General features: G+C 67.4%; 21 protein-coding genes. 12 read left to right on the top strand and 9 right to left on the bottom strand.

What is annotated here, in order from left to right; all coding sequences use genetic code 11:
• Positions 1 to 44: 44 nt before the first annotated feature.
• From GNT64_RS00105 to GNT64_RS00075, 7 genes are all read left to right on the top strand, one after another.
• Positions 45 to 2,186 carry a hydantoinase/oxoprolinase family protein gene (locus tag GNT64_RS00105; RefSeq protein ID WP_156677688.1) on the top strand — a complete coding sequence of 714 codons (2,142 nt, stop codon included), beginning with the start codon at positions 45 to 47 and terminating at the stop codon, positions 2,184 to 2,186.
• A complete protein-coding gene (locus GNT64_RS00100) occupies positions 2,186 to 4,477 on the top strand; it encodes a hydantoinase B/oxoprolinase family protein (protein ID WP_156677687.1) in 2,292 nt (763 codons plus the stop codon). Before GNT64_RS00105 ends, GNT64_RS00100 begins: the two co-directional genes overlap by 1 nt.
• A 252-nt stretch (positions 4,478 to 4,729) precedes the next feature.
• Positions 4,730 to 6,934: a TonB-dependent receptor gene (locus tag GNT64_RS00095; protein ID WP_197277192.1), complete on the top strand. Its 2,205-nt coding sequence runs from the start codon at positions 4,730 to 4,732 to the stop codon at positions 6,932 to 6,934.
• 13 nt (positions 6,935 to 6,947) lie between these two features.
• On the top strand, positions 6,948 to 8,231 hold the full coding sequence (locus GNT64_RS00090; RefSeq protein ID WP_156677685.1) for an MFS transporter: 1,284 nt from the start codon (positions 6,948 to 6,950) through the stop codon (positions 8,229 to 8,231).
• 97 nt (positions 8,232 to 8,328) lie between these two features.
• The gene (locus GNT64_RS00085) at positions 8,329 to 9,270 is read left to right on the top strand and encodes a LysR family transcriptional regulator (RefSeq protein WP_156677684.1); all 942 of its coding nucleotides are present in this window, start codon (positions 8,329 to 8,331) and stop codon (positions 9,268 to 9,270) included.
• 25 nt (positions 9,271 to 9,295) lie between these two features.
• Positions 9,296 to 10,471, top strand: a complete 1,176-nt coding sequence (gene lldD, locus GNT64_RS00080; RefSeq protein ID WP_156677683.1) for an FMN-dependent L-lactate dehydrogenase LldD — start codon at positions 9,296 to 9,298, stop codon at positions 10,469 to 10,471.
• Between the two features lie 118 nt (positions 10,472 to 10,589).
• Positions 10,590 to 11,195, top strand: a complete 606-nt coding sequence (locus GNT64_RS00075) for a TetR/AcrR family transcriptional regulator (protein WP_197277191.1) — start codon at positions 10,590 to 10,592, stop codon at positions 11,193 to 11,195.
• Positions 11,196 to 11,242: 47 nt separating this feature from the next.
• Here the strand turns inward: GNT64_RS00075 and GNT64_RS00070 are convergent, their stop codons facing one another.
• Genes GNT64_RS00070 through GNT64_RS00055 form a run of 4 tightly spaced genes read right to left on the bottom strand, consistent with a single transcriptional unit; the run spans position 11,243 to position 13,871 of the window.
• A complete protein-coding gene (locus tag GNT64_RS00070; protein WP_156677681.1) occupies positions 11,243 to 11,386 on the bottom strand; it encodes a hypothetical protein in 144 nt (47 codons plus the stop codon).
• Between the two features lie 7 nt (positions 11,387 to 11,393).
• Positions 11,394 to 11,846, bottom strand: coding sequence for a nuclear transport factor 2 family protein (locus GNT64_RS00065; protein WP_156677680.1), 453 nt, complete (start codon positions 11,844 to 11,846; stop codon positions 11,394 to 11,396).
• A 32-nt stretch (positions 11,847 to 11,878) separates the two neighbouring features.
• Positions 11,879 to 13,222, bottom strand: coding sequence for an aromatic ring-hydroxylating oxygenase subunit alpha (locus GNT64_RS00060; RefSeq protein ID WP_156677679.1), 1,344 nt, complete (start codon positions 13,220 to 13,222; stop codon positions 11,879 to 11,881).
• Between the two features lie 37 nt (positions 13,223 to 13,259).
• Positions 13,260 to 13,871, bottom strand: a complete 612-nt coding sequence (locus GNT64_RS00055) for a VOC family protein (protein ID WP_156677678.1) — start codon at positions 13,869 to 13,871, stop codon at positions 13,260 to 13,262.
• A 149-nt stretch (positions 13,872 to 14,020) separates the two neighbouring features.
• On the opposite strand from GNT64_RS00055, the gene GNT64_RS00050 reads away from it, so the two are divergent.
• The gene (locus GNT64_RS00050) at positions 14,021 to 14,824 is read left to right on the top strand and encodes a TetR/AcrR family transcriptional regulator (protein ID WP_156677677.1); all 804 of its coding nucleotides are present in this window, start codon (positions 14,021 to 14,023) and stop codon (positions 14,822 to 14,824) included.
• 127 nt (positions 14,825 to 14,951) lie between these two features.
• Positions 14,952 to 15,086 (top strand): hypothetical protein, encoded by a 135-nt coding sequence (locus GNT64_RS22140; RefSeq protein ID WP_277873250.1) that lies wholly within the window; start codon positions 14,952 to 14,954, stop codon positions 15,084 to 15,086.
• 232 nt (positions 15,087 to 15,318) lie between these two features.
• Here the strand turns inward: GNT64_RS22140 and GNT64_RS00040 are convergent, their stop codons facing one another.
• From GNT64_RS00040 to GNT64_RS00025, 4 genes are read right to left on the bottom strand one after another with little or no spacing between them, the layout of a single operon-like run.
• Complete coding sequence (locus GNT64_RS00040; RefSeq protein WP_156677676.1) at positions 15,319 to 16,797, bottom strand: deoxyribodipyrimidine photo-lyase; 1,479 nt, start codon at positions 16,795 to 16,797, stop codon at positions 15,319 to 15,321.
• Entirely contained in the window at positions 16,791 to 17,285 is a 495-nt protein-coding gene (locus GNT64_RS00035) for a DUF427 domain-containing protein (RefSeq protein ID WP_156677675.1), read from the bottom strand. Before GNT64_RS00035 ends, GNT64_RS00040 begins: the two co-directional genes overlap by 7 nt.
• Positions 17,282 to 17,644 carry a thiol-disulfide oxidoreductase DCC family protein gene (locus GNT64_RS00030; RefSeq protein ID WP_156677674.1) on the bottom strand — a complete coding sequence of 121 codons (363 nt, stop codon included), beginning with the start codon at positions 17,642 to 17,644 and terminating at the stop codon, positions 17,282 to 17,284. The genes GNT64_RS00035 and GNT64_RS00030 overlap by 4 nt, the downstream gene beginning before the upstream one ends.
• On the bottom strand, positions 17,641 to 19,371 hold the full coding sequence (locus tag GNT64_RS00025; protein ID WP_231639149.1) for a tryptophan-rich sensory protein: 1,731 nt from the start codon (positions 19,369 to 19,371) through the stop codon (positions 17,641 to 17,643). The genes GNT64_RS00030 and GNT64_RS00025 overlap by 4 nt, the downstream gene beginning before the upstream one ends.
• A gap of 398 nt (positions 19,372 to 19,769) precedes the next feature.
• Between GNT64_RS00025 and GNT64_RS00020 the strand changes: the two genes are divergently transcribed.
• From GNT64_RS00020 to GNT64_RS00010, 3 genes are read left to right on the top strand one after another with little or no spacing between them, the layout of a single operon-like run.
• Positions 19,770 to 20,387, top strand: coding sequence for a (2Fe-2S)-binding protein (locus tag GNT64_RS00020; protein ID WP_156677673.1), 618 nt, complete (start codon positions 19,770 to 19,772; stop codon positions 20,385 to 20,387).
• Complete coding sequence (locus tag GNT64_RS00015; protein ID WP_156677672.1) at positions 20,387 to 21,406, top strand: FAD binding domain-containing protein; 1,020 nt, start codon at positions 20,387 to 20,389, stop codon at positions 21,404 to 21,406. The genes GNT64_RS00020 and GNT64_RS00015 overlap by 1 nt, the downstream gene beginning before the upstream one ends.
• Positions 21,403 to 23,556, top strand: coding sequence for a xanthine dehydrogenase family protein molybdopterin-binding subunit (locus tag GNT64_RS00010; RefSeq protein ID WP_156677671.1), 2,154 nt, complete (start codon positions 21,403 to 21,405; stop codon positions 23,554 to 23,556). The genes GNT64_RS00015 and GNT64_RS00010 overlap by 4 nt, the downstream gene beginning before the upstream one ends.
• Before the next feature lie 238 nt (positions 23,557 to 23,794).
• Here the strand turns inward: GNT64_RS00010 and GNT64_RS00005 are convergent, their stop codons facing one another.
• Positions 23,795 to 24,538, bottom strand: coding sequence for an SDR family oxidoreductase (locus GNT64_RS00005; RefSeq protein ID WP_156677670.1), 744 nt, complete (start codon positions 24,536 to 24,538; stop codon positions 23,795 to 23,797).

Below are 24,538 nucleotides of genomic sequence, written 5' to 3'. Positions count from 1 at the left end.
CAACACTATCGTTCCGGCACGTTGAATGCCGAGAGAGGATCGAGATGGGCCATGTGATCGGCATCGACGTCGGCGGCACCTTTACCGATGCGGTTGCCATCAGCGCGGAAGGCGGCATGGTTTCGGCCAAGACCCCGTCCACCCCGCCCGATTACGGCGAAGGCGTGCTGAACGCGGTGGAGATCCTCGCGGCCGAACTCGGCATCACCACCGAGGCGCTGCTGGGCGATACCGACTATATCGCGCACGGGACGACCTCGTCGCTGAACGCGCTCGTCATGGGCAAGGTGCCCGATGTGGGCTTCATCACCACGATCGGCCATCGCGACGCGATCTACATCATGAATGTGGAGGGCCGCTATCTCGGCCGGCCGCAGCACGAATTGCAGGACGTGATGCGCCAGGCCAAGCCGCGCGGCATCGTACCCCGCCGCCTCGCCCGCGAGGTGGTCGAGCGTATCGATCGCGCCGGCACCGTCGTCGTGGCGCTGGACGAGGAGCAGGCGCGCGGCGTCATCCGCGACATATTGGCCCAGGGTGTCCGCGCCATCGCCGTCTCGCTCCTGTGGGCGTTCCGCAATCCGGCGCACGAGCAGCGCCTGCGGGAGCTGATCCGCGAGCAGGACGCGGACGTGTTCGTCGCCCTCTCCTCCGAGGTAAGCCCGCGCATCCGCGAGTTCGCGCGACATTCGACCACGATCATGAGCACGCAGATCGGCCCGGGCCTCGCGCTCTACCTGGCCGAGCTTGAGGACAAGTTGCGCGGGCGCGGCCTGCGGGGCTCGCTGCTCGTCATGCAGAGCTCGGGCGGCGCGATCGCGGCGGGCGAGGCGGCGGCGTCCGCGATCACCACGATCGGCGGGGTTCTCACGGGCGGCGTGGTCGGCTGCGTCCACCTCGCCGAGCGGCTGGGCCACAGGAACGTGATCGCCACGGACGTCGGCGGCACCACCTTCCTCGCCGGTCTCGTCGTCGATGGCGAGCCGGTGCGGGCCTCGGCGACGATCGTCAACCAGTTCCCGGTCAACGTGCCGACCTTGCGGGTGGAGGCGATCGGATCGGGCGGCGGCGCGATCGCCTGGATCGACACGGGCGGCAACCTCCATGTCGGCCCCGCCTCCGCGCAGGCGAGCCCCGGCCCGGCCTGCTACGGCGCGGGCGGCACCGAACCGACCAACACCGACGCCAATCTGGTTCTCGGCATCCTGCCCGAGACCGGCCTGCTCGGCGGGCTGCGGCCGATCCGCAAGGATCTGGCGATCGAAGCGATCCGCACCCGTATCGCCGAGCCGCTTGGCCTGTCCGTCGAGGATGCGGCGGCCGCGATCCACGCCGTGCAGAATGCCCAGACCGGAGACCTTCTGCGCAAGATCGTGGTGGAAAGCGGCTACGATCCGCGCGACTTCACCATCTACGCCTTTGGCGGCGCCGGTCCGGCGCATTGCGCGGCCTATGCGGCGGAGGTCGGCGTCACCCAGGTGGTGGTGCCGCTGGGTCCGGTGGCGTCGGCCTTCTCAGCCTTCGGCCTTGCCGTGTCGGACATCGTGCTCGTCCGCGAACATTCCGATCCGATGACGGCGCCGTTCGATCCGGCGCGCGTCGAAGCCAATTTCGCGCGGCTGGAGACCGAGGTTCTGGACGCGCTGAAGCGCCAGGGCATCCCCCTCGATCGCGTCGAAGTGCATCGCGAGATCGACATGCGCTACGGGCTTCAGCTGGGCGAGGTCACGGCTCCGGTCGCCGCCGGCAGCCTCGACACCGCCGCCGTCGAGGAGAGCGTCGCCGAGTTCGAGCGGCGCTATGCGCGCCTCTACGGCGAGGGCAGCGGCTTCCGCGAGGCGGGCATCCACGGCATCACCTTCCGCGTGCGCGGCGTCGGCGTGCTGAAGGTGGAGCCCAATTTCGAGGAACTGGCGCCGGCGCCGGGTGAAGACCCCTCCTCCGCGCTCGCGGAACGCCGCCTGGTCTGTCTCGATGGGCGCAAGGGCTTCGTCTCGACGCCGATCTACGATTATCGCCTGCTGCGCGCCGGCCATCTGATCGAGGGACCCGCCGTTATCCAGGTGCCGACCACCTCGGTCGTCGTGCCGGACGGCATGCGCGGCGAGATCGATCGCTTCGGCAATCTTCACATCGAGACGCGACGCAAGGTCGTGCCGCTGGCATCAAAGAGGAGTTTCGCCTGATGATCCCCGGCTCGGAAGGCTTCGTCAGCCGCCCCGTCGATCCCGAGACGCTGCGCCGCTCGCTGCCGAGCAAGCTCAGGGTCCACAGCGTCACGCAGGCGCAGATCGATGCGCTGGACCCGCTGACCTACGAAGTCGTGCGCCATCGCCTGTGGTCCGTCACCGAGGAGATGGGCGAGACGCTGAAGCGCATGTCGGGTTCGCCGATCGTCACCGACGCCAACGATTTCGATTTCACGATCAATGACGAGATGGGCCAGCAGGTGCAGGTCGGCCTCTACAACACGATGCTGGTCGGCGCGATCGACCTCGCTCTGTCGTGGACGCTCCAGAACCGTGCCGACAATCCGGGGATCGAGGAGGGGGACATGTTCCTCTGCAACGATCCGTGGGTCGGCGGCGGCCTTCACCAGAGCGACGTGCTGGTCTTCCAGCCGATCTTCCACGAGGGGCAGCTGTTCGCCTGGACCAGCGCGATCTGCCACGAGCCCGATCTCGGCGGATCGGCGATCGGATCGCACCCGATCGGCAACGGCGACGTGTTCGCGGAATCGCTGCCGACGCCGCCCGTCAAGGTGGTGCGCGGCGGCGAGTTGCAGCGCGACGTGCTCGATCTCTGGATCCGCCGGTCGCGCGTGCCGATGATCATCGGGCTCGATCTGCGCGCGAAGGTGGGCGCCAACAATATCGGCCGCAAGCGCCTGGCGAGCGTCATCGAGCAATATGGGCCGGACGTCGTCAAGGCGGTCATGAAGCGTATGATGAACGACGCCGAACACCGCCTGCGCGAGAAGCTGCGGATGGCGCCCGACGGCAGCTGGACCGCCACCGGCTACCAGGATCAGGCCTATGAAGGCGACCGCGCATCGCACCGCGTGCAGCTGACCATGACCAAGAAGGACGATCACCTCACCTTCGACTTCACCGGCACCGACGCGCAGGTCGGCGTCATCAACTGCACGTATGGCGGCTGCCGGGGCGGCATCATGCTGGCCTTCCTGCCGATGCTGGCGGGCGACATCCCGTGGTCGGCGGGCGGGCTGATGCGCTGCTTCGACATCATCGCGCCCGAGGGCACGATGGCCAACGCCACCTTCCCGGCCGGCGTCAGCCGCGCGCCGCTCGGCACCGGCTGGACGATCGGCAACATCGTCTCGCAATGTCTCGCGCAGATGCTCGATCGCAGCGTGGAGCTGCGCAAGAACGTGCAGGCGAGCTGCTGCGGCACCTATAATTTCGCCTGCGTGGCCGGCGTCGACGAACGCCACGAGCAGCCGACGCCGTTCATCAACGTCGTGATGGAAAGCGTCGCCGGTGGTTATGGCGCGCGGACGCGGGCGGACGGCATCAGCACCGGCGGCCTGTTCTGCATACCGATGGGGCGCGTGCCCGACGCCGAAATCACCGAGCTGCTCTACCCCCTGCTGCTGCTGTGGCGGCGCGAGGAATGCGACACCGGCGGCCCCGGCCGCCAGCGCGGCGGCACCAGTTGCGCGGTGGCGATCACGCCGCACGGCACCTCGCTGCCCGCCCATGTCGCGCTCGCCTCGTCAGGCAAGGCGACCGCACAGAATGCGGGGCTTGCCGGCGGTTATCCGGGCAGCCTGGGCTATGACGTGATCGTCCACGGCGCGGGCATCGGCGAAAGCCTCGGGGCGGGGCGGATCCCGTCGAGCCTCGCCGACCTGCCGGGCTCGGCCGAGATCACCCAATGCTTCGCCGAGAGCGTTCTGGAGCCGGGCGACCTGCTCTACCTGAACTGCCAGGGCGGCGGCGGCTATGGCGACCCGCTGAAGCGCGAACCCGCCGCCGTGGCGGACGACGTGACCGACGGCCTCGTGAGCGAGCTCGCCGCGCGCTCGATCTACGGCGTCGTACTAGCCGACGGCGTGGCCGATCTTGCCGCCACCGAGACGCTGCGTGATCGCATCGCCGTCCAGCGCCGCGACGACGCACGGCCGGCCGAGGCACTGGCCGGTCTCGATCGATCGATCGACGGCCATCTCATCGACGACAATCTGCTGTTGCGCACGAGCGGAGAAGGCACGGTGGTCGCCTGCCGCCACTGCGGCCAGCAACTCGGCGACGATGCGAACCGGCTTCATCTCGCCCGCATCGTCGGCGACACGCGCGATGCCGGGCCGGGCGTCCGCGCGCCGGCGGATACGTTCGTCGACGAGCCGGTCTATCTCCACCAGTATCTGTGCCCCGGCTGCGGCACGGCGGTTCACACCGCGATCGCGCCGGCCGAGGCGAACCCGGCCGTGGCCGGCTTCGCCCTCGCTCTCTGATCCGACCATGCCAAGTTGGAAAAGGAGTTTTCTCAACAGCGATCTGTAACGCCGGTACGTTCTTTTCTAAAGCAGAAAAACAGAGTTGGAGGCTTTTAGGCCTCTTCGAAAATCATCTGATAATAAGTGGGGGAGGATTACATGCGGGCGGCCCTTCGCAGACCTTGCGGGCTCTTCATTCTTTCCACTGCCAGCTCCGTGCTGGCGTTGTCCGCCGCTAGCGCGCAGACCACGTCCGCACCCGGATCGGCAGTGTCCAGCGAGGCGGGCGCGACCCCTGGCGCGGCCGCCGACGAGGCCGAGTCCACCGGCGGCCTGGCCGAAATCATCGTCACCGCCGAACGCCGCAGCACCAGCCTACAGCGCACGCCGATCTCGGTGGTGGCGCTGAGCGGCGAGGCGCTGCAATCCGCGCAGATCCGCACGCTCACCGACATGCAGTCGCTGGTGCCAAACTTCCGCATGGGCGAGAATGACGGTTACGCGCAGATCACGATCCGCGGCATCGGCATTTCCGGCTTCGTGCCCACGGCCGAGGGCGCCGTCGCCGTCAACCAGAACGAGATCTACGTCTCGCGTCCCATCGCGCAGCTGGGCGGCCTCTACGACGTGTCGTCGCTGGAAGTGCTGCGCGGCCCGCAGGGCACGCTCTACGGCCGCAACGCAACCGCCGGCTCCGTCAACATCACGACGACGCGCCCGACCGACGACTGGTCCGGCTACGGCCGTCTCGCGGTCGGCAACTACCGCTCGATCAACGCCGAGGGCGCGATCAGCGGGCCCATCGCCGGCGATGCGCTGACCTTCCGTGTCGCGGGCTTCATCGACAAGCATGCCGGCTACGGACGCAACCTCGTCACCGATACCAAGATCGGCGACAAGGATGCCTGGGGCGTGCGCGGCACGATCGTCGCCAAGCCGATCGACGCGCTGAAGATCACCGTGATCGGCGAATATTACAAGGAGAGCGACCGCAACGCCGCGCTCCACTATTTCGGCTCGTCCGGGCAGACCGGCCTCGTCGGCGCGACCGGCGCGCCGCCGGCCTGGCAGCAGCTCGGCGGCTATACCGCGACCGATCCGCAGGATATCGCGACGCCGACCGATCCCTTCTTCCGCCTGCGCACCACGTCCGTCACCGGCATCGTCGAATATGGCGAGGGTCCGTTCCGGGTGAAGTCAATCACCGGCTACCGCGACCAGGACTCGCTGACCTCCACGCCGCTCGGCGGCGGCAGCGCCGCCAACGCCTTCTTCATCGCGGGTGAGCCGGCGCATCAGTTCAGCCAGGAAATCCAGGTCAATTACGACTCCGACCGGCTGCACGTGACGGCGGGCGGCTTCTACTTCCGGGAGAAGGACAGCTCGATCCCCGGGGCGTCGCCGTTCGACAGCCTGCTGCTGGACAACGCCTTCGGCCTGCCACCCCGCGCCAACCGCTACATCGTCGACTTCGTCGAGATCGGCGGCACGATCCGCACCCGCGCCAAGGCGGCGTTCGCGCAGGCGACCTACGAGATATTTGACGGTTTCTCGGTTACGGGCGGCATCCGCTTCAGCAACGAGACGAAGGAAGCCGCGCTGATCAACGGCTTCAGCCTGTTCCAGCCCTATATCGGGACGCCCACCCGCAACGACACGCCGTTGCCGCCGGTGACGCTGGAGCCGAAGGTCACGTTCAAGTCGACCACGCCGAAGATCGGCATCCAGTACCAGATCGATCCGCGCACCCTGATCTATGCCAGCTATTCGAAGGGCTTCAAGTCGGGCGGCTACGACGTCACGACAGTCGCCCCCGCGTTCGAGCCGGAAGACCTGAAGGCCTATGAGGCTGGCCTCAAGACGACGATCCTCGACAACCGTCTGCGCTTCAACCTGACCGGCTTCTACTATGATTACTCCAACCTGCAGGTGTTGCAGGTGCAGGGGCCGGTGGTCGTCACCAGCAACGCCGGCGTCGCGCGCATCTACGGCCTGGAAGCGGAGATCAACGCGCTCGTCACCGACGCCTTCACGATCGAGGCATCGGGCTCGTACCTGCACGCCCGCTATCGCGATTATGTCGGGCCGGACGGCGCACGGCCTTTGCTCCCCACGGTCGACTTCAGCGGCAACCGGCTGAACAACGCGCCGTCCTTCCAGGCGCATGTCGCGGCCACCTACAAGTATCCGCTCACCACCGGCTCGATCGTCGCGAAGGGCGACGCCGAACTCACGACGCGCTACTTCTTCACGCCGGCCAACATCAACCTGGTCAGCCAGCCGAAATATGCGAAGCTGAACGCCTTCCTGGGCTATGAGGCGAACGCCGGCTGGAAGGTGACGGGCTTCGTCCGCAACATCACCAACATCGATACGCGGACCAGCGGCGTCATCAACACGCCGATCCTCGGCACCGCGCAGGGGGCCGTGGCCCCGCCGCGCACCTTCGGCGTCGAGCTGGCCTACAAGTTCTGACGGACCGCGCGGGGTGGCGACCATCGACCTTAAAGGAACGGTCGCCACCCCGCGCACCACCGCCTGGACGATGGTGGCGCTGCTGTTCGGCGCGCAGACGCTCAATTACTTCGACAAGACCGTACTCGGCATCGCCGCCCCTGCGATCATGGCCGAGCTTGGCCTCGATGCCCGGCAATATGGCCTCGTCGCCAGCAGCTTCTTCAGCCTCTATGCCGTGACCGGGCTCGCGGTGGCGTTCCTGGCCGCGCCGCGCGTGCGACCGCGCTTCATCATGGCGGCGCTGCTGCTCGTCTGGGCGGTCTCGCAATTCCCCATCGTGTTCGCCGCGTCGTTCGGCACGCTCGTCCTGTGCCGGGTCGTGCTGGGCATGGGCGAGGGCGCCGGCGTGCCGACCGCGATCAACGCCTGCCACGAATGGTTCGCGCTGGAGGAGCGCGCGACGCCCACCGCCTGGGTGCTGTTCGGCTCGCAGGCGGGATCGCTGCTGGCCGCGCCCAGCCTCTCCTACCTGGTCGCGAGCTTCGGCTGGCGTTCGGCCTTTCTCGCCTGCGGCCTGATGGGGGTGGCGCTGCTCGCGCTGTGGACGTCGTTGAGCCGCGACGGCCCCTATTCCGCGCTGGCGGCCGTGCATCGCGCCCCAGCCGCGCCTTCCGGAATAACGCAGCGCGATATATGGACCGATCGGAGCGTGATCGGCTGCGCGATCGTCGGCTTCGGCAGCTACTGGGTGGTCGGCTTCGCGATAGCCTGGCTGCCGCTGTTCGCCCGCGAGAAGCTGGCGCTCGGCACCGTGGGCACCGGCTGGGCGCTCGCCGCCGCCTATGTCGCGCAGGCGATCATTCAGCTGTCGATCTCGTTCCTGGCGCAGCGCAATCTTCGTCGGGGAGTACCGGCGCGCAAGGCGCTGGGATGGGCGATGGCGGCCTGCATGATCGGCGGCGCCGGCGCCTTCGTGGCGGGCGCCCTGGTGCACGAGCCGGTGCTCGCCTATGCGCTGGTGGTCGTCGGCAGCGCGCTGCCGCTCGCCATCTTCACGATCGGCGCGACGATGCTCGGCGGGATCAGCCCGGACGATCATCGCAACCGGCTCATCACGATCATCTTCTCGGTCGTAACGCTCGCGGCCATCCCGTCGCCCATGATCACAGGTTTCCTCGTCTCCAGCGATCCCGTGAACGGCTGGAGCCATGCGCTGATCGCCGTCGCCGCGATCGCCGGCGCGGCCGGGGTGGTCGCGCTCCTCTCGATCCATCCCGAGCGGTCGGTTGCTCGCTTCGCCCGCCTGGCGCGATGATCGCCGTCACCGGGCGTCACGCCGTGCTTCCGCCGATCGCGCGTTCGTATACCATGACCGGGCGAACATGCGCCCGCATGGGCCGGAGAAGGATGCGATGACGAGGAGCGAAGGCAGCGTCTACAAATCGATGATCGACAATCTCAGCGCGTTGCGCGCGTTCGTGGCGGTCGTCGAATCCGGCAGCTTCTCGGAGGCGGGCTATCGCCTCAACGTCGTCCCCTCGACGATCAGCAAGCATGTCTCGACGCTGGAGGAGCGGATATCCGGGCAGCTGCTGCTGCGATCGACCAAGCATTTCTCCGTGACCGAACTCGGCCGTCGCTTCTACGAGATGGCGCTGACCATCCTGCACGAGGTGGAAGCGGCCGAGCAGGAACTGGGCGCCTATCAGGCCGAGCCTCAGGGCAAACTGCGCGTGACCGTGCCGCCGGCCTTCGCCTCCTTCCATCTGGCGGGGCTGCTGGAACCGTTCCTCGCCCGCTATCCCAGGATCACCTTGGAGCTGCGGATCACGACCGAGGTGCTGGATCTGATCGACAAATCCGTCGACGTCGCGATCCGGATCAGCGGCAGCCTCGATCCCAGCCTGGTGGCGGTGAAGCTCGCGCCCAATTACCGGCGGATCGTCGCCTCGCCCGATTATCTCGCCAAGCATGGCACGCCGGCCACGCCGGAGGATCTGGCCCAGCATAACTGCCTGCTGGTCAGCGAGACGGCCAGCGCGGCCAAGTGGCCGATCCGCAGCGGTGACGGGGTCGGCTACGTCGCGGTGTCGGGCAACCTCATCGTCACCCACGGCGAGATGTACCGGCGCGCGATCCTGGCCGGCATCGGCATCGGCTACGCCGCCGCCTATCTGGTGCACGACAAAATCCAGACCGGCGAGCTTGTCGAGCTGTTCCCCGATCGCAAGCCCGTGCTCAGCCACATCTGGGCGGTCTATATCGAGCGGCGCAACCTGCCGCTGAAGACGCGCGCCTTCATCGATCACATCCGCCAGGCCTTCCGCGAACCGCCCGCCTGGGCGCGCGAATAGCCCGCCCCTTCCGGAGAATCCGTTCATGCCCGCGCCGGTGTCCTTCGCCGATTACCGCACCGAAGCCCGCCGCCGGCTGCCGCGCTTCCTGTTCGACTATGTCGACGGCGGTTCGTACGACGAGGCGACGCTGGGCCGGAACGTCACCGATCTCGCGGCCATCGCGCTGCGCCAGCGGGTGTTGCGCGACGTTTCGCCGGTCGATCCCGCGACCGAACTGTTCGGGCGCACGCTCGCCATGCCCGTCGCGCTCGCGCCTGTCGGCCTCGCGGGCATGTATCATCGGCGCGGCGAGACGCAGGCCGTGCGCGCGGCGGAGGCGGCGGGCATCCCCTTCTGCCTGTCGACCGTCTCGGTGTGCGCGCTGGACGAGGTGGCGAAGGCCGCATCGCAGCCTTTCTGGTTCCAGCTGTACATGATCCGCGATCGCGGCTTCATCCGCGATCTGCTGCAGAAGGCGGCGGCGCTCGGCTGCGGCGCGCTGGTGTTCACGGTAGACATGCCGGTGCCGGGCGCGCGCTATCGCGATTATCGGTCTGGCCTCGCCGGCGCTTCGGGGTTTGCGGGCGACCTCAGGCGGTTCGCCCAGGCGGCGATGCATCCGCGCTGGGCGTGGGACGTCGGCCTGCGCGGCCGTCCGCACCATCTCGGCAACGTGGCGCCGGTGCTGGAGGGCAGTACCGGACTGGAGGACTTCTTCGCCTGGATGCGCGACAATTTCGACGCGAGCGCCACCTGGGCCGACATCGACTTCATCCGTCAATCATGGAGCGGGCCGCTCATCATCAAGGGCATTCTGGACCCGGACGACGCGCGCGCCGCCGCCGATGCCGGCGCGGACGGGATCGTCGTTTCGAACCATGGCGGCCGCCAGCTGGACGGCGCGCTCTCCGCCGCCCGCGCGCTGCCGGCGGTGGTGGATGCGATCGCCGGCAGGCTGCGCGTGCTGGCCGATGGCGGCGTGCGCTCCGGGCTGGACGTGGTGCGCATGCTGGCGCTGGGGGCGGACGGCGTGCTGATCGGGCGTCCGTGGGTCTATGCGCTGGCGAGCGGCGGCGAGCGCGGGGTCGCGCGGATGCTGCAGGTCATGGAGGCGGAAATCCGCGTCGCCATGGCGCTGACCGGCTGCACCCGTATCGCCGATATCGATCAGGACATTCTGGCCGATCGCGGCGAGGCCCGCGTGGCCGACAGGAGGTGACCGGCAAGCCGCCTGCAGGCAGCCGCCTCGCCGCTTGTACCGGCCGCGCTGCCTGATTAGCAGCTGGGCATCGACGACCGGCGGAAGGGAAGATCAACTGGCCGAAACCGCCAAGCCCGTGCGCCGCACGCAGCGGCAGCGTCGCGAGGCGACGCGCCAGGCGCTGCTGTCCGCCGCCGTCGCCTGCGTCTGCGAGCGCGGCTATGCCGGTACGACGGTGGCGCGCGTCGCCGATCGGGCGCAGGTGACGCGGGGCGCCGTGCAGCATCTGTTCGGCTCGCGTGACGATCTGTTCCTCGCCGTCATCGAGAGTGTCGGCCAGCTCAATTTCGAGATGGACGAGGCGCAACTCCGCGCCCTGGCGCCATCGCGTCGGCTCGACGCGATCATCGGCATGTATCGCCGCGTCTTCTCCTCCCAGACGTTCAAGGCGGCCCTGACCATCTGGCTGGGTGCCGCGGCCGAACCGGCGCTGCACGCCCGCCTCGGCACCTTCATCGAACGCATCCAGCAGCCCGTTGACGAGGTCTGGCGCATCGCCTTCGGCGATCTGGACGTGACCGCTGAGACACTGCAATCGGTCCGGCGGATCGTCATGAGCGCGGTGCGCGGATACGCCATCCAGGATCTGTTCGGCCTGCCCAACAACTGGCCGGCAGACGCGATCCTGCTCGCTTATATGGTGGCCGGGATCCTGGGCATGGCCTATTCGGCCGACGCCTGACACCCGTCGAGGACAGGCTGAAGAGGTGGGTAGCGGGTCACTACCACCTAACCCGCATATATTCGACGCACGCTCTCGCCCACCGCGACGACGGTACCTGCCGCCTGGTAGCCGTCGACATAAGGCGTGGCGGGTGGATACGTAATGCGCCGGTTGAGCAGATCGCCGCCTTCAACGCTGATCGCGTCCATTCTCCAGTCAGTGGGTGAACTGGCGATCTTCGTGTTTCACGGCAAAGGTCTGGCGGTGGCGCAGGTAGAAGACGCGCTCCTTGAAGAACCAGCGTCCGTCCACCTTGACGCAGACATCCTCGTAATAGCCACGATCGCGGAAGATCGTCTCGCCGACATCATAGGCTTCCGACGTCCAGGCGGTCACTTTCGCGCGATCGCCGTCCGCCTCGATCGAACCCGGAGTCATCACGAAATTGTCGCCGGTAAAGGTCTTCATCGCCTCGATCCAGGCCGCGACGATCTTCGCCTTGCCTTCGATCGTGCCGATTTCCGGATAGAAGGTGATGCTCCACAAGGCGCCCTCCTCCGCCCAGCAGCCGGCCCAGGCGGCGGCGTCGGTGCGGCTCACCGCATCGGCATAGGTGTCCATCAGTTCGCGGATGGCGACACGATCTTCGAGGGGACCGGAAAAGGCCATGCCCACTGCTCCTAGATGAGGGTTGCGGGCACTCAGCGGCGCCCGGCGATATAGTCGTTCAGCACTTCGTGGAAGAAGCCGACGCGGGTCTCTGAATTGGCGAGATAGGGCTCCTGATAACCACGGGAGCGCAGGCCGCGCTGCACATCCTCGGCCAGGTAAAGATCCTGCACGATCACGCCGCCGGCCAGTTCCGGCACGCCCCGGCCCTGATCGAAGGAGCGACGCAGCGGCTCCGCCTCCACCAGCGGCAGCTTCTCGTCACCCACCATCGGCGTCTCGGAATGGGTCGCGCCCTCCACCGGAAAGGCCATCGCCCAGAAATCGAAGGTGCTGCGATTGGGATCGTCCGGATCGGGCTCCGTCCGCATCAGGAAGATGGAATCCGGGTTGAACGTGATCGATATGTTGGGGAACAGGGTGGTGTGGATGCTGTCGGTCAGCTGCTCGTCATCCATATGCTCATAATGGTGGAAGCCCCGCGCCTTCCACAGCCTGCGCTTCTGCGCCTTCATGTCGAGCCAGCCCTGGCTCACCTTCGTCTCGAAGTCCGGATAGCCGGCAGGATCGATGTCCCACTCGCGCAGCAGCCCGTCGAACGGGTTGGCTACGCCATCCGGCAGGCGATCGCGCAGCGAGGGGCGGAACGGCTGGACGGTGCGGCCATGGCCGTTGGGGAACATCTCCAGCCGGGCGATCCAGTGATCCTGATCGATGAAGCTCGGGATTTGCGGATGCGCCGTGCGGACGTGATAGGATTCGGAGAAATTGTCCGGCGCGAACTTCCAGTTCGATCGCATGTCGATCTTCACTTGGTAGACGCGGATCAGCGTCTCCATCGGATAGCCTTCGAACAGCCTGGGAAACGGCGCCAGATAGTCGAGCAGCTCTGGCGCATCCGGGTTCATCGTATACCAGACGAAGCCTCCCCAGGTGCCGACACGCACCTCGCGCAGCCGGATCTTCCCGCACGGATTGCCGCGCGCGAAATTGTCGGCATCGGGCACCGAGGCGAGCGAGCCGTCCTGCGCCCAGGTCCAGCCATGATAGGGGCATTTGAACTCGTCGGCATAGGATGAGCCGGAGACGAGCCTGATGCCGCGATGGCCGCAGCTATTGTAGAAGCCCTTCAGCCCGCCATCCTGCTGCCGCACGACGATGACTGATTCATGCATGAAGTCATGAACGATATAATCACCTGCTTCCTGCAGTTCGTTGGTGCGACCGGCGATGTGCCAGATCTTCGTCCAGAGATGATCCCATTCCTTCTGCGCGAACTCTTTCGAGAAATAGCGCTCGGCATCGATCGGATCGCCGCGCAGGTTGCACGGATCCTTGCCGTCCATCGTCAGCGGCGATCGGAAGATATCGTTCATCTCGTCTCTCCATTGATCTTGAGCTGGGAAAGGGCCGTCACCACAGGCTGTAGCGCAGGGTCTTCTTTGGCGCCTCTCCATTCGAGAACGTCTTGTCCGCAGCCATCAAGGGGGCGACCTGATAGGTGGGCATCTCAAGCACGTCCATGAAGGCGGGATCGCCCGGCTGACGGCGTTCGTGCAAGCGGCGCCAGTTCCAGAACAGGCCCAGCATGTGCGGCGGATCGCCATGAATCTCGGTGAAGATGTGGTTCGTCTCGCGGGTATCGAAATAGGCCGCGTTCACGCCATCCACCTTCAATTCGGTGGCGAGATCGTAGCCGGCATCGAGCAGGCGCTGACGCTCCGCCGCGAAATCCGAAACGAGGTAGGCGATGTGGTGAAAACCCTCCTGTCCGCGCGCGAACATGTCGCGGTAGATGGAGGGCGTATCGTTATTCTGGTCGATGAACTGGATCATCATCTCGCCCAGATAACCGAAGGCATAGTTCACCTCGGCCTCGATCGGCGTGCCGCGATAGCTGAACTCCTCGGTTCCCTGGTTCCGCACAACGAAGAACGGCCCGGCACCGAAGTCGCGCGCCCATTTGGCGGAGGCTTCCTCCACGCTGTTGACGAAATAGGCTTCCTGAAAGATCACCCGACGCATCGTTGCTCTCCCCTCCGCTTCACCAGTATCGGGATGTAGCCTGCAGGCTTTCGACACACTTTAGCGCCGTGACGACGATGTCCTGCAGGCCACCGAAACGGCTGCTTGGCATCTAAGGTGATACCCTGCATTGCACATATGTGCAACACATGAACGATGCCCTGACAGAAAGGACAGGTTTGAGCGCAGCGCTCGCCTCATTTGAACCGGTATCCGGCCGCCGCTATAAGCCCGGCATGCGAAGCCCCAGAGCCACAGATCGAGCACGACCCCCCTCAGGAGCCACCAGGGAGATCATTCTCGATGCCGCCGAGAAGGTGTTTGCGGAGCGCGGCTTCCACGCCACGACCATCAGGGAGGTGTTCAAGGAAGCCGGCCTCAACAGCGGCCTTATGACCTATTATTTCAGTTCCAAAGACGAGCTCTTCACACAGGCCGTCATGCGCCGACATGGTCAGTTGAAGGAGAAATTCACGCGCCTTTTCGACGCGCCCTCCGCTTCTGGAAAGGTGCCCCGCTCCGCAGAGGAATGCGTCGGCCTATACCTGCGCTTCTTCTTCGAGACGGCTTTTTCCTCCGACAGCGATCTGCGCCATTACGTCCTCCTCCTGGCAAATTCCGCCAGCGTCTTCGAGGAAGCGCTTGTCGCGAGCCTGCTCGGCAATTTCGATTTCATTACCGATCGAATGCTCATGGAGCTGAATATGGCGATACCCGACGCCCATGAGGGGACGTTGCGCGAGGGCCTTTTCTATCTCGAGTCCGCCGTGACGACGATCCTGCTGACCGAACGCTTCCGTCGAACCAGGCTGGCCCATCTGGAAACGACCGAGTTGCAGTCCCTGTGGCGAAGCATGGCCCACTTCTTCGCACAGGGCACTCTGGCCCTGACGTCGCGGAACCCGGCCCACCATGCCGCTCTCGCAAGCGTCGGCGAAGGGCCGGTCACTTGAGGAAAGGAATACGCCGCAGCCGAGACGCATCTGGAAAGAATGCAGCGCCGAGCGCCACAGTCAAACACTGAGTGATCACGCCATTTTCGTAAATGTTGATCGTCCGGTCGGCGCCTGTCTCGCAGCCGTGCTCGAAGAGGCCGCCCGCTTCTATGCCGCCGATCCTGTGGCGAGCGGCTGCTTGGTGGTGGAAGGCATCCGCTCCAACGATCGCGAGGCGCGTGAGGCTGCCCGCACGTTCGCATTCAAGCCGAGGCGGTGATCCGCGATATCGCCAAGGCTCGTGACGGGCATGGTCTTGACCAGCTGCTCGCCACCGCGCGACTTGCCGGCTCGGTCGTTGCGCAGGCCCTTCCCGGCTGAATATCCTGCCGCGCCGCTCCCACCGGGCTGAAATATTCGGAAGACGACATCCAGCACTGCTTGCGGCGTACCCGCAACCGGTCGTCCGATCAGCCGCGTTCGCCACGTCCAAGAAGCCGCCAAATGACGGCTCAAACCGGCGGCTCGCCGGTAAGATATGGGTCGACCGGCACCTCTGCCGGGATGGATACGCGCGGCGCCTGCCTCGACGCAGCGGCCCGCAGCCATGCCTCGCCGTCCTCCCGGCGACGGGTGGAGCCGTCGCCGCGGGTCGCCACGCGCCCGTAGATCGGCCGCTCGCGATCGGACGGAGATCCGGCGAACATGGCGGCGATATTGCCGTAGGTCGACGGGTCGCGACCGTCGAGGCTCAGCCGGTCGTTGAGGTAGCAGGCGGTGGCCCATGCCGCCTCCGGGCTGGGCGTCATCGCGATGATGCGCTTGCCCCAGTACATGCGCAGGTTGTTGTGCATCCATCCGTCGAGAAGGAACTGCTTCTGACAGGCGTTCCATGTCTCGTCGCGCGTCTCGCCGTGGATCAGCGCGTCCAGCGTCTCCAGCTCGGGTCTGGGATCGCCCGCGTGGCGTGCGAGGGTTTCGGTCGCCCAAGTGGCGACACGGTCGTAACGCTCCGGCGCGGCAAGCGCCCGTGCCTGATAGTGGAACCACTCGCGCCACCCGAGGAGCTCGTCGGCGAACTTCGCCTTGTGCTTGCTGCCCGCCCCGGAGGCAGCGACCACGACCATTATCTCGCGTGGACCCAGCACGCCGAAATGCAGATACGGTGACAGCGCGCTCGCGCCGTCCGCGCGCGTCGCATCGTTGCGCGCGGATGCGTAGCCCGGCAGCACCTCCGTCGCCAGCCGCCGCAGCCGGTCCTCCGCCGCGCGTCGCCCTGCCGGGTGCAAGACGCTGGTGGGTAGGCTGTGATCTATCGCAAGGCCGGCCACCAGCGCGTCGAGATCGCACCCGTCCAGGAGGTCCGGCAAGAAGGGCAGCGGTCCGGCATAAGCGGGGACCACCGGCGCCACCTCCTGCGTCTCCATCCAGTTGGCACGCTCGGGCTCATGGCGGCGCAGGAAGGCTGTGCGACCACGAATGTCGTTGCCCAGCACGGCCGGCGGCACCAGGCAGGCGGCGTTCACCGCATACACCGGCACCGCCGCCCGTGCGGCGACCCGGTCGCACTGCCAGCGGGCAACGAAAGTCGGCTGATCCTCCAGAACGATCGCGGCCGCCTCGCCACCCAGCCGATGCACCAGGCCTTTCTCGCGATGCCCCGCCCGGTCGACGTGCTGAACGCACGCGAGACCACGCTCGCGGCACCCGATTGCGAGGTCGCGGCTCGCTCCAAGGATGAAGTGGTGCAGCCGATCGGAGGCGTAGGGATAGTCCTCGCGCACGCCGTGATAGACCAGGACGCGCAGTGAAAGTGCGTTGCCGAGCCGGACGCTCGCGTCAATCACCGGATTGTCGCGGGCGCGCAACGCCTGCTGGAACCAGCAAAGGACGTAGCGGCCCCCCGCGTTCGTCGCGCGGCCGTTCAACGCCCGTACGCGCGGCGCCTCCCCCCAGTCGTGGAGGCCGGGAGGCAGAGCGGCCGTCACCATCCCATGCTGCCCGGTACGCCCTTGAACGGCCCGGCGAGATCGGACGTGATCCATCCGCCGTAGAAGCCGCCTGGCTGCGGCAACACCTGCTCGCCATCTATCGTGCATCGATCGAGCGGAGCGGCGTAGAAGGCCACGTGGTTGCGCAACGCCGCGAAGGCCGGCGTCGGCTTCGGGTAGCTCCACGCCACGTCGCGCAGCAGCTCGTCGCCGATCGCCAAGTGCCAGTAGACCGCGTCGCCCTTCCACTCGCAGAATGAGCGTCGCTCCGAACGGCGCAGCAGGCCGGGGCTCAGGGCGCTGGGCGGCAGGTACCAGCTAGGCGGATGCCTGGTCTCCAGCGTGCGGACAGCCGCGCGTGTATCCGCGACCAGGATGCCGCGGTGCTCGATGCGGACCCACCGATCGCTGGGTTCGGCGATGGCGGGGCGCGGATAGCCCCAGACGCTCACCTGTCCGGGCGCGACGGGATCGGGTGTCGGCCTCATGCCCGCGCCTCTCGCCGGGACAGCCATCGCTGCAGGTGCGGTCGCACGCGAAGGAAGCGGAGGTACAGGCGCTCGAGCAGCGACAGGACCAGCCGGCTGCGCGCCGCCTCGCCGAGCGGCCGCAACACCGGAATGGCGCGCCACATCGCCGCGAACGCGGCCGCCCCCGACAACAATGGCCCACCCGCCTCGCGCGCGTGGAAGCGCGCCAGCATCTCGGCCCGATCGAGCGGGCACGTGGCCGCGCCGGCCGCGTCGACGAACTCGATGGCGCCGTGTATGTCCAGCCGGCGCATCAGCGCGATCTCGCGCCGGCAGAGCGGGCAGTCGCCGTCGTGCCAGACCGTTACCCGATTCATCTGCCGTCCGCCGGATTGTCGCGCCAGATACGCTCGGCCAGCAAGGTCGCGAAGCCCAGCCACGCGACGAACGGGATCGCCGCGGCGGCGGCCGGCCGGTCCACCCTGGCGGCGGTCGCGACGTAGGCGGCGCCGGTGGCGACCATCGCCCCCGACGCAGCCGCGCTGGCCGCCAGCCGCTTCTCGCGAAAGAAAAGCTGGGTCCAGCCACCGATCATGGCGGTATTGAGCAGCCACAGGCCGATTGCCGCGTTGCGCGCCGCCCCGGACGGCTTTCGAAGAAGACGATATCCCCCGAGCGCAAGGCCGGTCTCAAGCATCGGCCAGACCGCGCCGAACGCCGCATCGGGGGGCGTGTAGCCGGGCTTGTCCAGTCGTCGATACCAGCGGCGGATACCGGGGTGCGATGGGTCGGGTGCGTTGCGCCGGCCGACGAGCGCGCTCGCGCCAAGCACCACGCCGACAGCACCGAGAGCCAGCAGCGGCGAGAGACCCGCTGGCGATGATGACTGGAGTATGATCGGCGGTTCTTCGGAGGTCGGCGTGTCGTAGCGGGAGAGATCGACATCCTTCGAGCGGCCGCCGAACAGCTTGCCGGCGACGCCGCGCACGGCGGGATGGCTCGCCACGCTCAGCGCGCCGTGAAGGAGGCGGATGCCGATCTTGCTGTGGGGATTGGCCAGCCGCGGCGCGATTTTGGGCACGCCCTGCGCATCCTCCACCATCGGCCGCATCACCCGCTCGTAGGCCGCCAACGCCACTCGCACATCCGCCGTGCGGATCAATTCCTGCGCCAGCACGTAGGCGCCCGTGATCGCCAGCGTCGTGCCGTAGCCCGCGATCGGTGTCGCGCACCAGGCCGCATCGCCGGTCAGCACGACGCGCCCCTTCGACCAGCGCCGCAATCGCACCTGCCGCAGGACGTCGAAGTAGAAGTCGTCGGTCGAGTCCAGCCCCTCGAGCACGCGTCCGGCCTGCCACCCCGCATCGGCGAAGCGTTCGCGCAGCCACGCCTTCTGCCGATCCACGTCCCAGTCCTGCTCGCCGCCCGGCGGCTGCTGCACCGACAGCATGGCGCGTGCGGTGCCGTGCCGGTCGGGCCGAAGCGACACGCTGCGGCCGCCGGGCGCATTGTACCAGCGCCACAGACGGTCATCGTCGGCCTGCCTCGGGATGGTGAAGTAGGCGATCGTCAGGTCCATCCAGCGGGGATCGTTCTCGCCCGGAAAGACCAGCTCCCGCGTCGTCGACCCGACGCCCTCGGCGACGATGACCGCGTCATATCGTTCGACGGTCCCGCTGGCGAAGGTGACGGTCGCACCGTCGCCGGCCTGCTCGACGCGCGCGATGCTGTCGCCGAAGCGGTAGGTCGCGTGCTCTCGGGCGGACTCGTAGAGCAGCCGGGCGAGGTCGCCGCGCAGGATCTCCATCTCGGCGGTAGGCCCGTCGGCACCCGTATCGGCGGCGAGGAACTGCGCCGCTACCTTGCCGTCATCTTTAACCCAGGCGGTACCCTCCTCGCCGGTCCCCTGCGCCAGCGCCGCCTGCTCCAGGTCCATAAGGCGCACAACCTCCCGACCGACACCGCGCACGTCGATATTCTGGCCACCATCACGGAAGCCGGGCGTTCGTTCGACCACGGTGACGTGGAGGTCGGCGCGGCCCAGCCACCAGGCGGCTGTGTTGCCGGCGACGCTCGCGCCGGTGATCAGGATGCGATGGGACATGGGCATGCTACTCCTCGTCTGCCCAACGAACGGCAGCGGATAAGTCCCGCAGCCGAGGCAATTTCCGCCTTATCGTGAGCGAAGCGACTTGCATCGATCGAACGCCGACGGTTCCAACCTCACAAAGGCCCAAAGGCGGTCACTGAGCGGCCGTCGACGGTCTTTCAACTTTGGCCGTCCGTTCATCTCGGATCGACGTGTCGATACGAGTTGCCGCCCGTGCGCGGTTCCGTGGAACGGGCAAGATTCGTGAGCGAACTCCCTTCTCCCAGTCTCTTTCTAAAATCGTGTGCTTGCCAACGAGCACGCTATCGGAGACCACCCTCCTTCAAGGGACCTGCCGTCGCATCAGCGTTGTCGGCACCCACGAACAAGATGACCCGATTGGGATGCGGAATATGGACGGTATCGAAGGAAGTGACGGTGCCTTGTCGGGCGTGACACGTCGGACGGCGCTGGGCAGCACGGCTGCAATCGCTTCGTCCCTCATGCTCCTCGATGGTGAGGTCGAAGCCGCGAGCGTCAAGGCCCCGCCTTCCGATATGGCACTCGACATCGTGCCGGTCGTCAACGGACGGGCAACGCCGGTGACGATCGACCCCCGCACCTCGCTACTCGACCTGCTTCGGGAACGGCTCGGTCTCACGGGCGCGAAGAAGGGCTGCGACCACGGCCAGTGCGGCGCGTGCACGGTACATGTCGACGGACGCCGCGTGGCGTCGTGCCTGACGCTCGCCGCCAAGAGCGACGGGCGACAGGTGACCACGATCGAGGGGTTGGCCGACGGCGACCGGCTGCACCCGATGCAGCAGGCGTTCATCGATCACGACGCACTGCAATGCGGCTATTGCACGCCCGGGCAGATCATGGCGGCGGTCGCGTGCGTCCGCGAGGGCAACGCCGCCACTCGCCCATCCATTCGCGAATATATGAGCGGCAATCTCTGCCGCTGCGGCGCCTATGTCGGGATCGTCGCCGCGATCGAAGACGTCGTTGCCAAAGGGCGGCAGGCCTGATGCGCCCGTTTCGATACACCCGGCCGGACAGCCCGCAGGCGGCGATCGAAGCCTTCGCCGCGGCGGGTGCCGGCGCGCGCTACATCGCCGGCGGGACGACTCTCTACGACCTGATGAAGCTCTCGATCGAGAGCCCGCCGCACCTGATCGACGTCACCGCGATCCGCGGGCTTGACGCGATCGAGACCGGCGGCGAACGGCTGCGGTTCGGCGCGATGGCACCGATGAGCGCGGTCGCGACCGATCGCACCGTGCTGCGCGACTATCCGGTGCTGGCCGAATCGCTGAGCAAGGCCGCGTCGCAGCAGCTGCGCAACATGGCGACCGTCGGCGGCAACCTGTTCCAGCGCACGCGCTGCCTCTATTTCCGCAATGGCGCCGGCGGCACGTCGGCGGGCACCACCTACCCCTGCAACAAGCGCGAGCCGGGGGCGGGCTGCGCGGCGATCGACGGGCTCGACCGCGGACAGGCGGTCTTGGGGCAGAGCGCCTCGTGCACTGCCGTGTCACCCGGCGACTGGCCGGTCGCGCTGGTCGCGCTTGACGCCCATGTCGAGATCCTGGGCGCGACGGGGACGCGGTCGCTTCCGGTCGCCGATCTCTACCGGCTGCCCGGCAGCACGCCGCACCTCGAGTTCACGCTCGCGCCCGGCGAGATCGTCACCGCCATCGTCGTGCCGAAAACACGCGCCGGCCGGCGATCGACCTACCACAAGATCCGGGATCGGGAGAGCTATGCCTTCGCGCTCGCCTCCGCTGCGGTCGCGATAGACATGGACGGCGACGTGGTCAGACAGGCGCGGATCGCGCTCGGCGGGGTGGCGACCCGCCCCTGGCGGGCAGCGGCGGCGGAGGCGGCACTCGCTGGACAGCGGCTGACCGCGGAGAGCGCGCTCGCCGCCGGTCGTGCCGCGCTGACCGGCGCCACGCCCGGCCGGCACAATCGCTTCAAGATCGATCTCGCCGCGCGCACCGTCGCCGACGCGCTGATGATCGCCGCACAGAGGACCGCAGCATGACCAGCGCGCCCTTCCCCGACCGCCCCCGCGTCGACGCGCGCGAGAAGGTGCTAGGCGCTGCCAGATATGCCGCGGATTTCACGGTGCCGGGCATGCTCTATGCCATGCAGGTGCCCGCGACGATCGCGAAGGGACGCGTCACGGCGCTCGCGACCGAGGCGGCGACGCGCATACGCGGCGTCGTGCGCGTACTGACCGCAGCCGACTTCCCACCGCCCCCTGCCGCAGGGTCGGGCGGCCCGCCTCCGCCGCCGACGATCACCACCGACATCGCCTATCGCGGCCAGCCGATCGCGCTCGTCGTCGCCGAGAGCCTCGAGGCGGCGATCGAGGGGGCGGAGGCCGTTCAGGCGAAATATGCCGCCACCGACTTCACCGCGACGATCGACGAAAAGGGCGCCGCACTGCAGCCTGTCGAGCCGACGATCGGAGGCGATGCCGGCAAGGCGATGGCGCGCGCCGTGACCCGTCACAAGGCCGAGTACATCAGCCCGCCGCAGCACCACAATCCCATGGAGATGCTGTCGACCACCGCGATCTGGGAGGGCGGCGTGCTTACCGTCTACGAGGGCACGCAGGGCAGCAACACGGTCAAGGGCGCGCTGATGCGCACGCTGCGCCTCACCCCCGAGCAGGTCGTGGTGAAGAGTCCGCAGGTAGGCGGTGGCTTCGGGCAGAAGGGTGGGGCACAGCGGCAGACAGCACTCGTCGCGCGCGCGGCGATGCTGCTTGGGCGCCCGGTCAAGCTCGTCGTCCCGCGCGGCCAGATCTTCCACAATGCGACGTTCCGGCCGAAGAACCGTCATCGGATCGAGATCGGTGCCGACGCCGACGGCCGCATGATTGCGGTTCGCTACGACGCCGACCAGCAGCAGTCGCGCATGGGCCAGTTCCCGCCCGACTACCACGAGTCGCCACCGATGATGTACGGGATTGCCGACTATCAGGGCACCGCCGCCAACATCCGCATCGACACGCAGGCGCCCGGCTACATGCGCGCGCCGACCCCGCATCCGTCATCCTTCGCGTTCGACAGCGCGGTCGACGAGCTGGCGGTGAAGCTCGGCGTCGACCCGCTAGACTTCCGCCTGCGCCACCGCGCGACGCGCGATCCGATCGACGACAAGCCCCTGTCGACCTGCTTCCTTCACGAGTGCCTGACGGAGGGCGCGCGTCGCTTCGGCTGGAAGGGGCGCCCGCTCGGCGCCGGCACGATGGTGCGCCCGGATGGTACGCAGGTGGGCTGGGGTGTCGGCTGCGGCGCCTACCCGGCGAACGTGCATCCGACGATCGCGACGTTGCGCGTCGGCGCGGACGGCAAGACCCGTTTCGCCGCTGCGGGGCACGAGATGGGCCAGGGCATCCGCTCGACGATCGAACAGGTGCTCGTGCGCGCGCTCGCGATCGATCCGGCAGGGCTGGAGATCGCGATCGGCGACACCTCGGTCGCGCCGCAGCACGTGACCGCCGGCTCGTGGGGAACCGCAAGCGCAGTCACCGCGGCGGAACAGGCGGCGACCCGGCTTAAGGCGGCGATAGTCGAACTGCTCGACGGGCGCACGCCTTCGGGCAATCTCCACCGCCAGCTCGCCGCGGTCCGCCGTCCGTCGGTACAGGTCGAGGTCACGACGGTCGGTCCCGGACAGGGCGAGAAGGAGGTGGCGCGGCTGCGTCAGGGCGGCATGGCGGTCTCCGGCCCCGCCTATCCGCAGTTCACCAGCTTCAGCTACATCGCGCATTTCGTCGAGGTGCACGTCGAGCCGCGGACGCGACGCATCCGCGTGCCGCGCGTCGTCAGCGTCGCCGACTGCGGGCGCGTGATCTCGCCGCGCACTGCCGCGAGCCAGGTGCGCGGCGGCGTCGTCTGGGGGATCAGCGCGTGCCTGCGCGAGGCGACCGAGGTCGACCCGCGCTACGGCGGCTGGCTCAACAACGACCTCGCCGACTATGTCGTCGCGGTGAACGCGGACATCGGCGAGATCGACGTCGGCTTCGTCGACCGACCCGACGACCTGTTCAACGCGCTCGGCGCAAAGGGGCTGGGCGAAGTCGCGATGACCGGCTGCGCGGCAGCTGTCGCCAACGCGGTGTATCACGCCACCGGCCGGCGATTGCGGGAAATGCCTTTCCGGATCGAGGCGCTGCTATAACGCTAGCCGGCTACCGGAACGAGAGTGAGGGGAAAAGCGGAACCGCCGACCTTCCGAGGATGGAACGCCACAGGACCCGTCATCCGCCATTGTGGCCGGCCATTCGGCTTTCCGACCTCAGATGCTCGATCGTGTGAGCCGATCCGCTCTCCAAGCGAGCGCCGAATGATGCTGTAGCGACAGGAGGCAACGGTGACGAGAGCAGAATTCAACGTCGCCGTTGCCCCGACTGGGCTGCTTACCAGCCGTAGGCTTCGATCTTTGGCCCGTCGCCATCATGGTAGAAGCCCCCCGTCGGCCCCATCCAACCCAGCGTGGCGAGCCGAATGGCGATCGCAGCGCCCTGCTCGACCGAGCGCGGTGCCATGGGACCACCCATGTCCGTTGCCACCGAACCGGGGCAAGCGGCGTTCACCTTGACGCCCTCGGCCAGCAATTCCTTGGCGAGCTTCACTGTAAACATGTTGAGAGCTGTCTTGGAGGCGGAATAGCCCATCGCCGCGAGAGTCCACGTCGGTGACTTCATGTCGGCCGTCAGGGTGATGGACCCGAGACCGCTGCTGATCATCACGATGCGTCCGGCGGTAGACTTGCGCACCAGCGGCAGGAAGGCTTGTGTCGCACGGACCGTGCCGAAGAAGTTGACGTCGAACATCGCCTGCACGTCGGCAACGGCTTCGGTGCTCGGCTGAGTGTCCAGCCCTCCGCCGATACCGGCATTGTTGACGAGAACATCGAGGTGCGCGGACTGCGCCTCGACCGTGCTGAAGGCGGCTTGGACACTCTCGTCATCAGCGATGTCGAGTTGCACGAACCGGATGTCATGCCCTTCGGCCCGCAATTCCGCCTCCGCTTTCCGGCCCCGCTCTTCGTCGCGACAGCCGAGCCAGACCATGTGTCCCATCGCACCCAGCTGGCGCGCGATCTCGCGTCCGATCCCCTTATTCGCTCCCGTAACCAGAGCGATGCTCTTCGTCGTCAT

The organism is Sphingomonas profundi (assembly GCF_009739515.1).
GTDB classification, from domain to species: domain Bacteria; phylum Pseudomonadota; class Alphaproteobacteria; order Sphingomonadales; family Sphingomonadaceae; genus Alterirhizorhabdus; species Alterirhizorhabdus profundi.
Note: the sequence above shows the minus strand (reverse complement) of the source record. Positions and strands in the feature narration are given on the sequence as shown.

Bases quoted from the DNA above. Each gene is read 5' to 3' on its own strand.
- GNT64_RS00070 (WP_156677681.1), bottom strand. From the start codon at position 11,386: ATGGACGCGATCAGCGTTGAAGGCGGCGATCTGCTCAACCGGCGCATT.
- GNT64_RS00035 (WP_156677675.1), bottom strand. From the start codon at position 17,285: ATGAGGCCGACACCCGATCCCGTCGCGCCCGGACAGGTGAGCGTCTGG.
- GNT64_RS00015 (WP_156677672.1), top strand. From the start codon at position 20,387: ATGCGCCCGTTTCGATACACCCGGCCGGACAGCCCGCAGGCGGCGATC.
- GNT64_RS00005 (WP_156677670.1), bottom strand. From the start codon at position 24,538: ATGACGACGAAGAGCATCGCTCTGGTTACGGGAGCGAATAAGGGGATC.
- GNT64_RS00020 (WP_156677673.1), top strand. From the start codon at position 19,770: ATGGACGGTATCGAAGGAAGTGACGGTGCCTTGTCGGGCGTGACACGT.
- GNT64_RS00060 (WP_156677679.1), bottom strand. From the start codon at position 13,222: ATGAACGATATCTTCCGATCGCCGCTGACGATGGACGGCAAGGATCCG.
- GNT64_RS00100 (WP_156677687.1), top strand. From the start codon at position 2,186: ATGATCCCCGGCTCGGAAGGCTTCGTCAGCCGCCCCGTCGATCCCGAG.
- GNT64_RS00025 (WP_231639149.1), bottom strand. From the start codon at position 19,371: ATGTCCCATCGCATCCTGATCACCGGCGCGAGCGTCGCCGGCAACACA.
- GNT64_RS00050 (WP_156677677.1), top strand. From the start codon at position 14,021: ATGAACGATGCCCTGACAGAAAGGACAGGTTTGAGCGCAGCGCTCGCC.
- GNT64_RS00085 (WP_156677684.1), top strand. From the start codon at position 8,329: ATGACGAGGAGCGAAGGCAGCGTCTACAAATCGATGATCGACAATCTC.
- GNT64_RS00040 (WP_156677676.1), bottom strand. From the start codon at position 16,797: ATGGTGACGGCCGCTCTGCCTCCCGGCCTCCACGACTGGGGGGAGGCG.
- GNT64_RS00055 (WP_156677678.1), bottom strand. From the start codon at position 13,871: ATGCGTCGGGTGATCTTTCAGGAAGCCTATTTCGTCAACAGCGTGGAG.
- lldD (WP_156677683.1), top strand. From the start codon at position 9,296: ATGCCCGCGCCGGTGTCCTTCGCCGATTACCGCACCGAAGCCCGCCGC.
- GNT64_RS00065 (WP_156677680.1), bottom strand. From the start codon at position 11,846: ATGGCCTTTTCCGGTCCCCTCGAAGATCGTGTCGCCATCCGCGAACTG.
- GNT64_RS00105 (WP_156677688.1), top strand. From the start codon at position 45: ATGGGCCATGTGATCGGCATCGACGTCGGCGGCACCTTTACCGATGCG.
- GNT64_RS00030 (WP_156677674.1), bottom strand. From the start codon at position 17,644: ATGAATCGGGTAACGGTCTGGCACGACGGCGACTGCCCGCTCTGCCGG.
- GNT64_RS00010 (WP_156677671.1), top strand. From the start codon at position 21,403: ATGACCAGCGCGCCCTTCCCCGACCGCCCCCGCGTCGACGCGCGCGAG.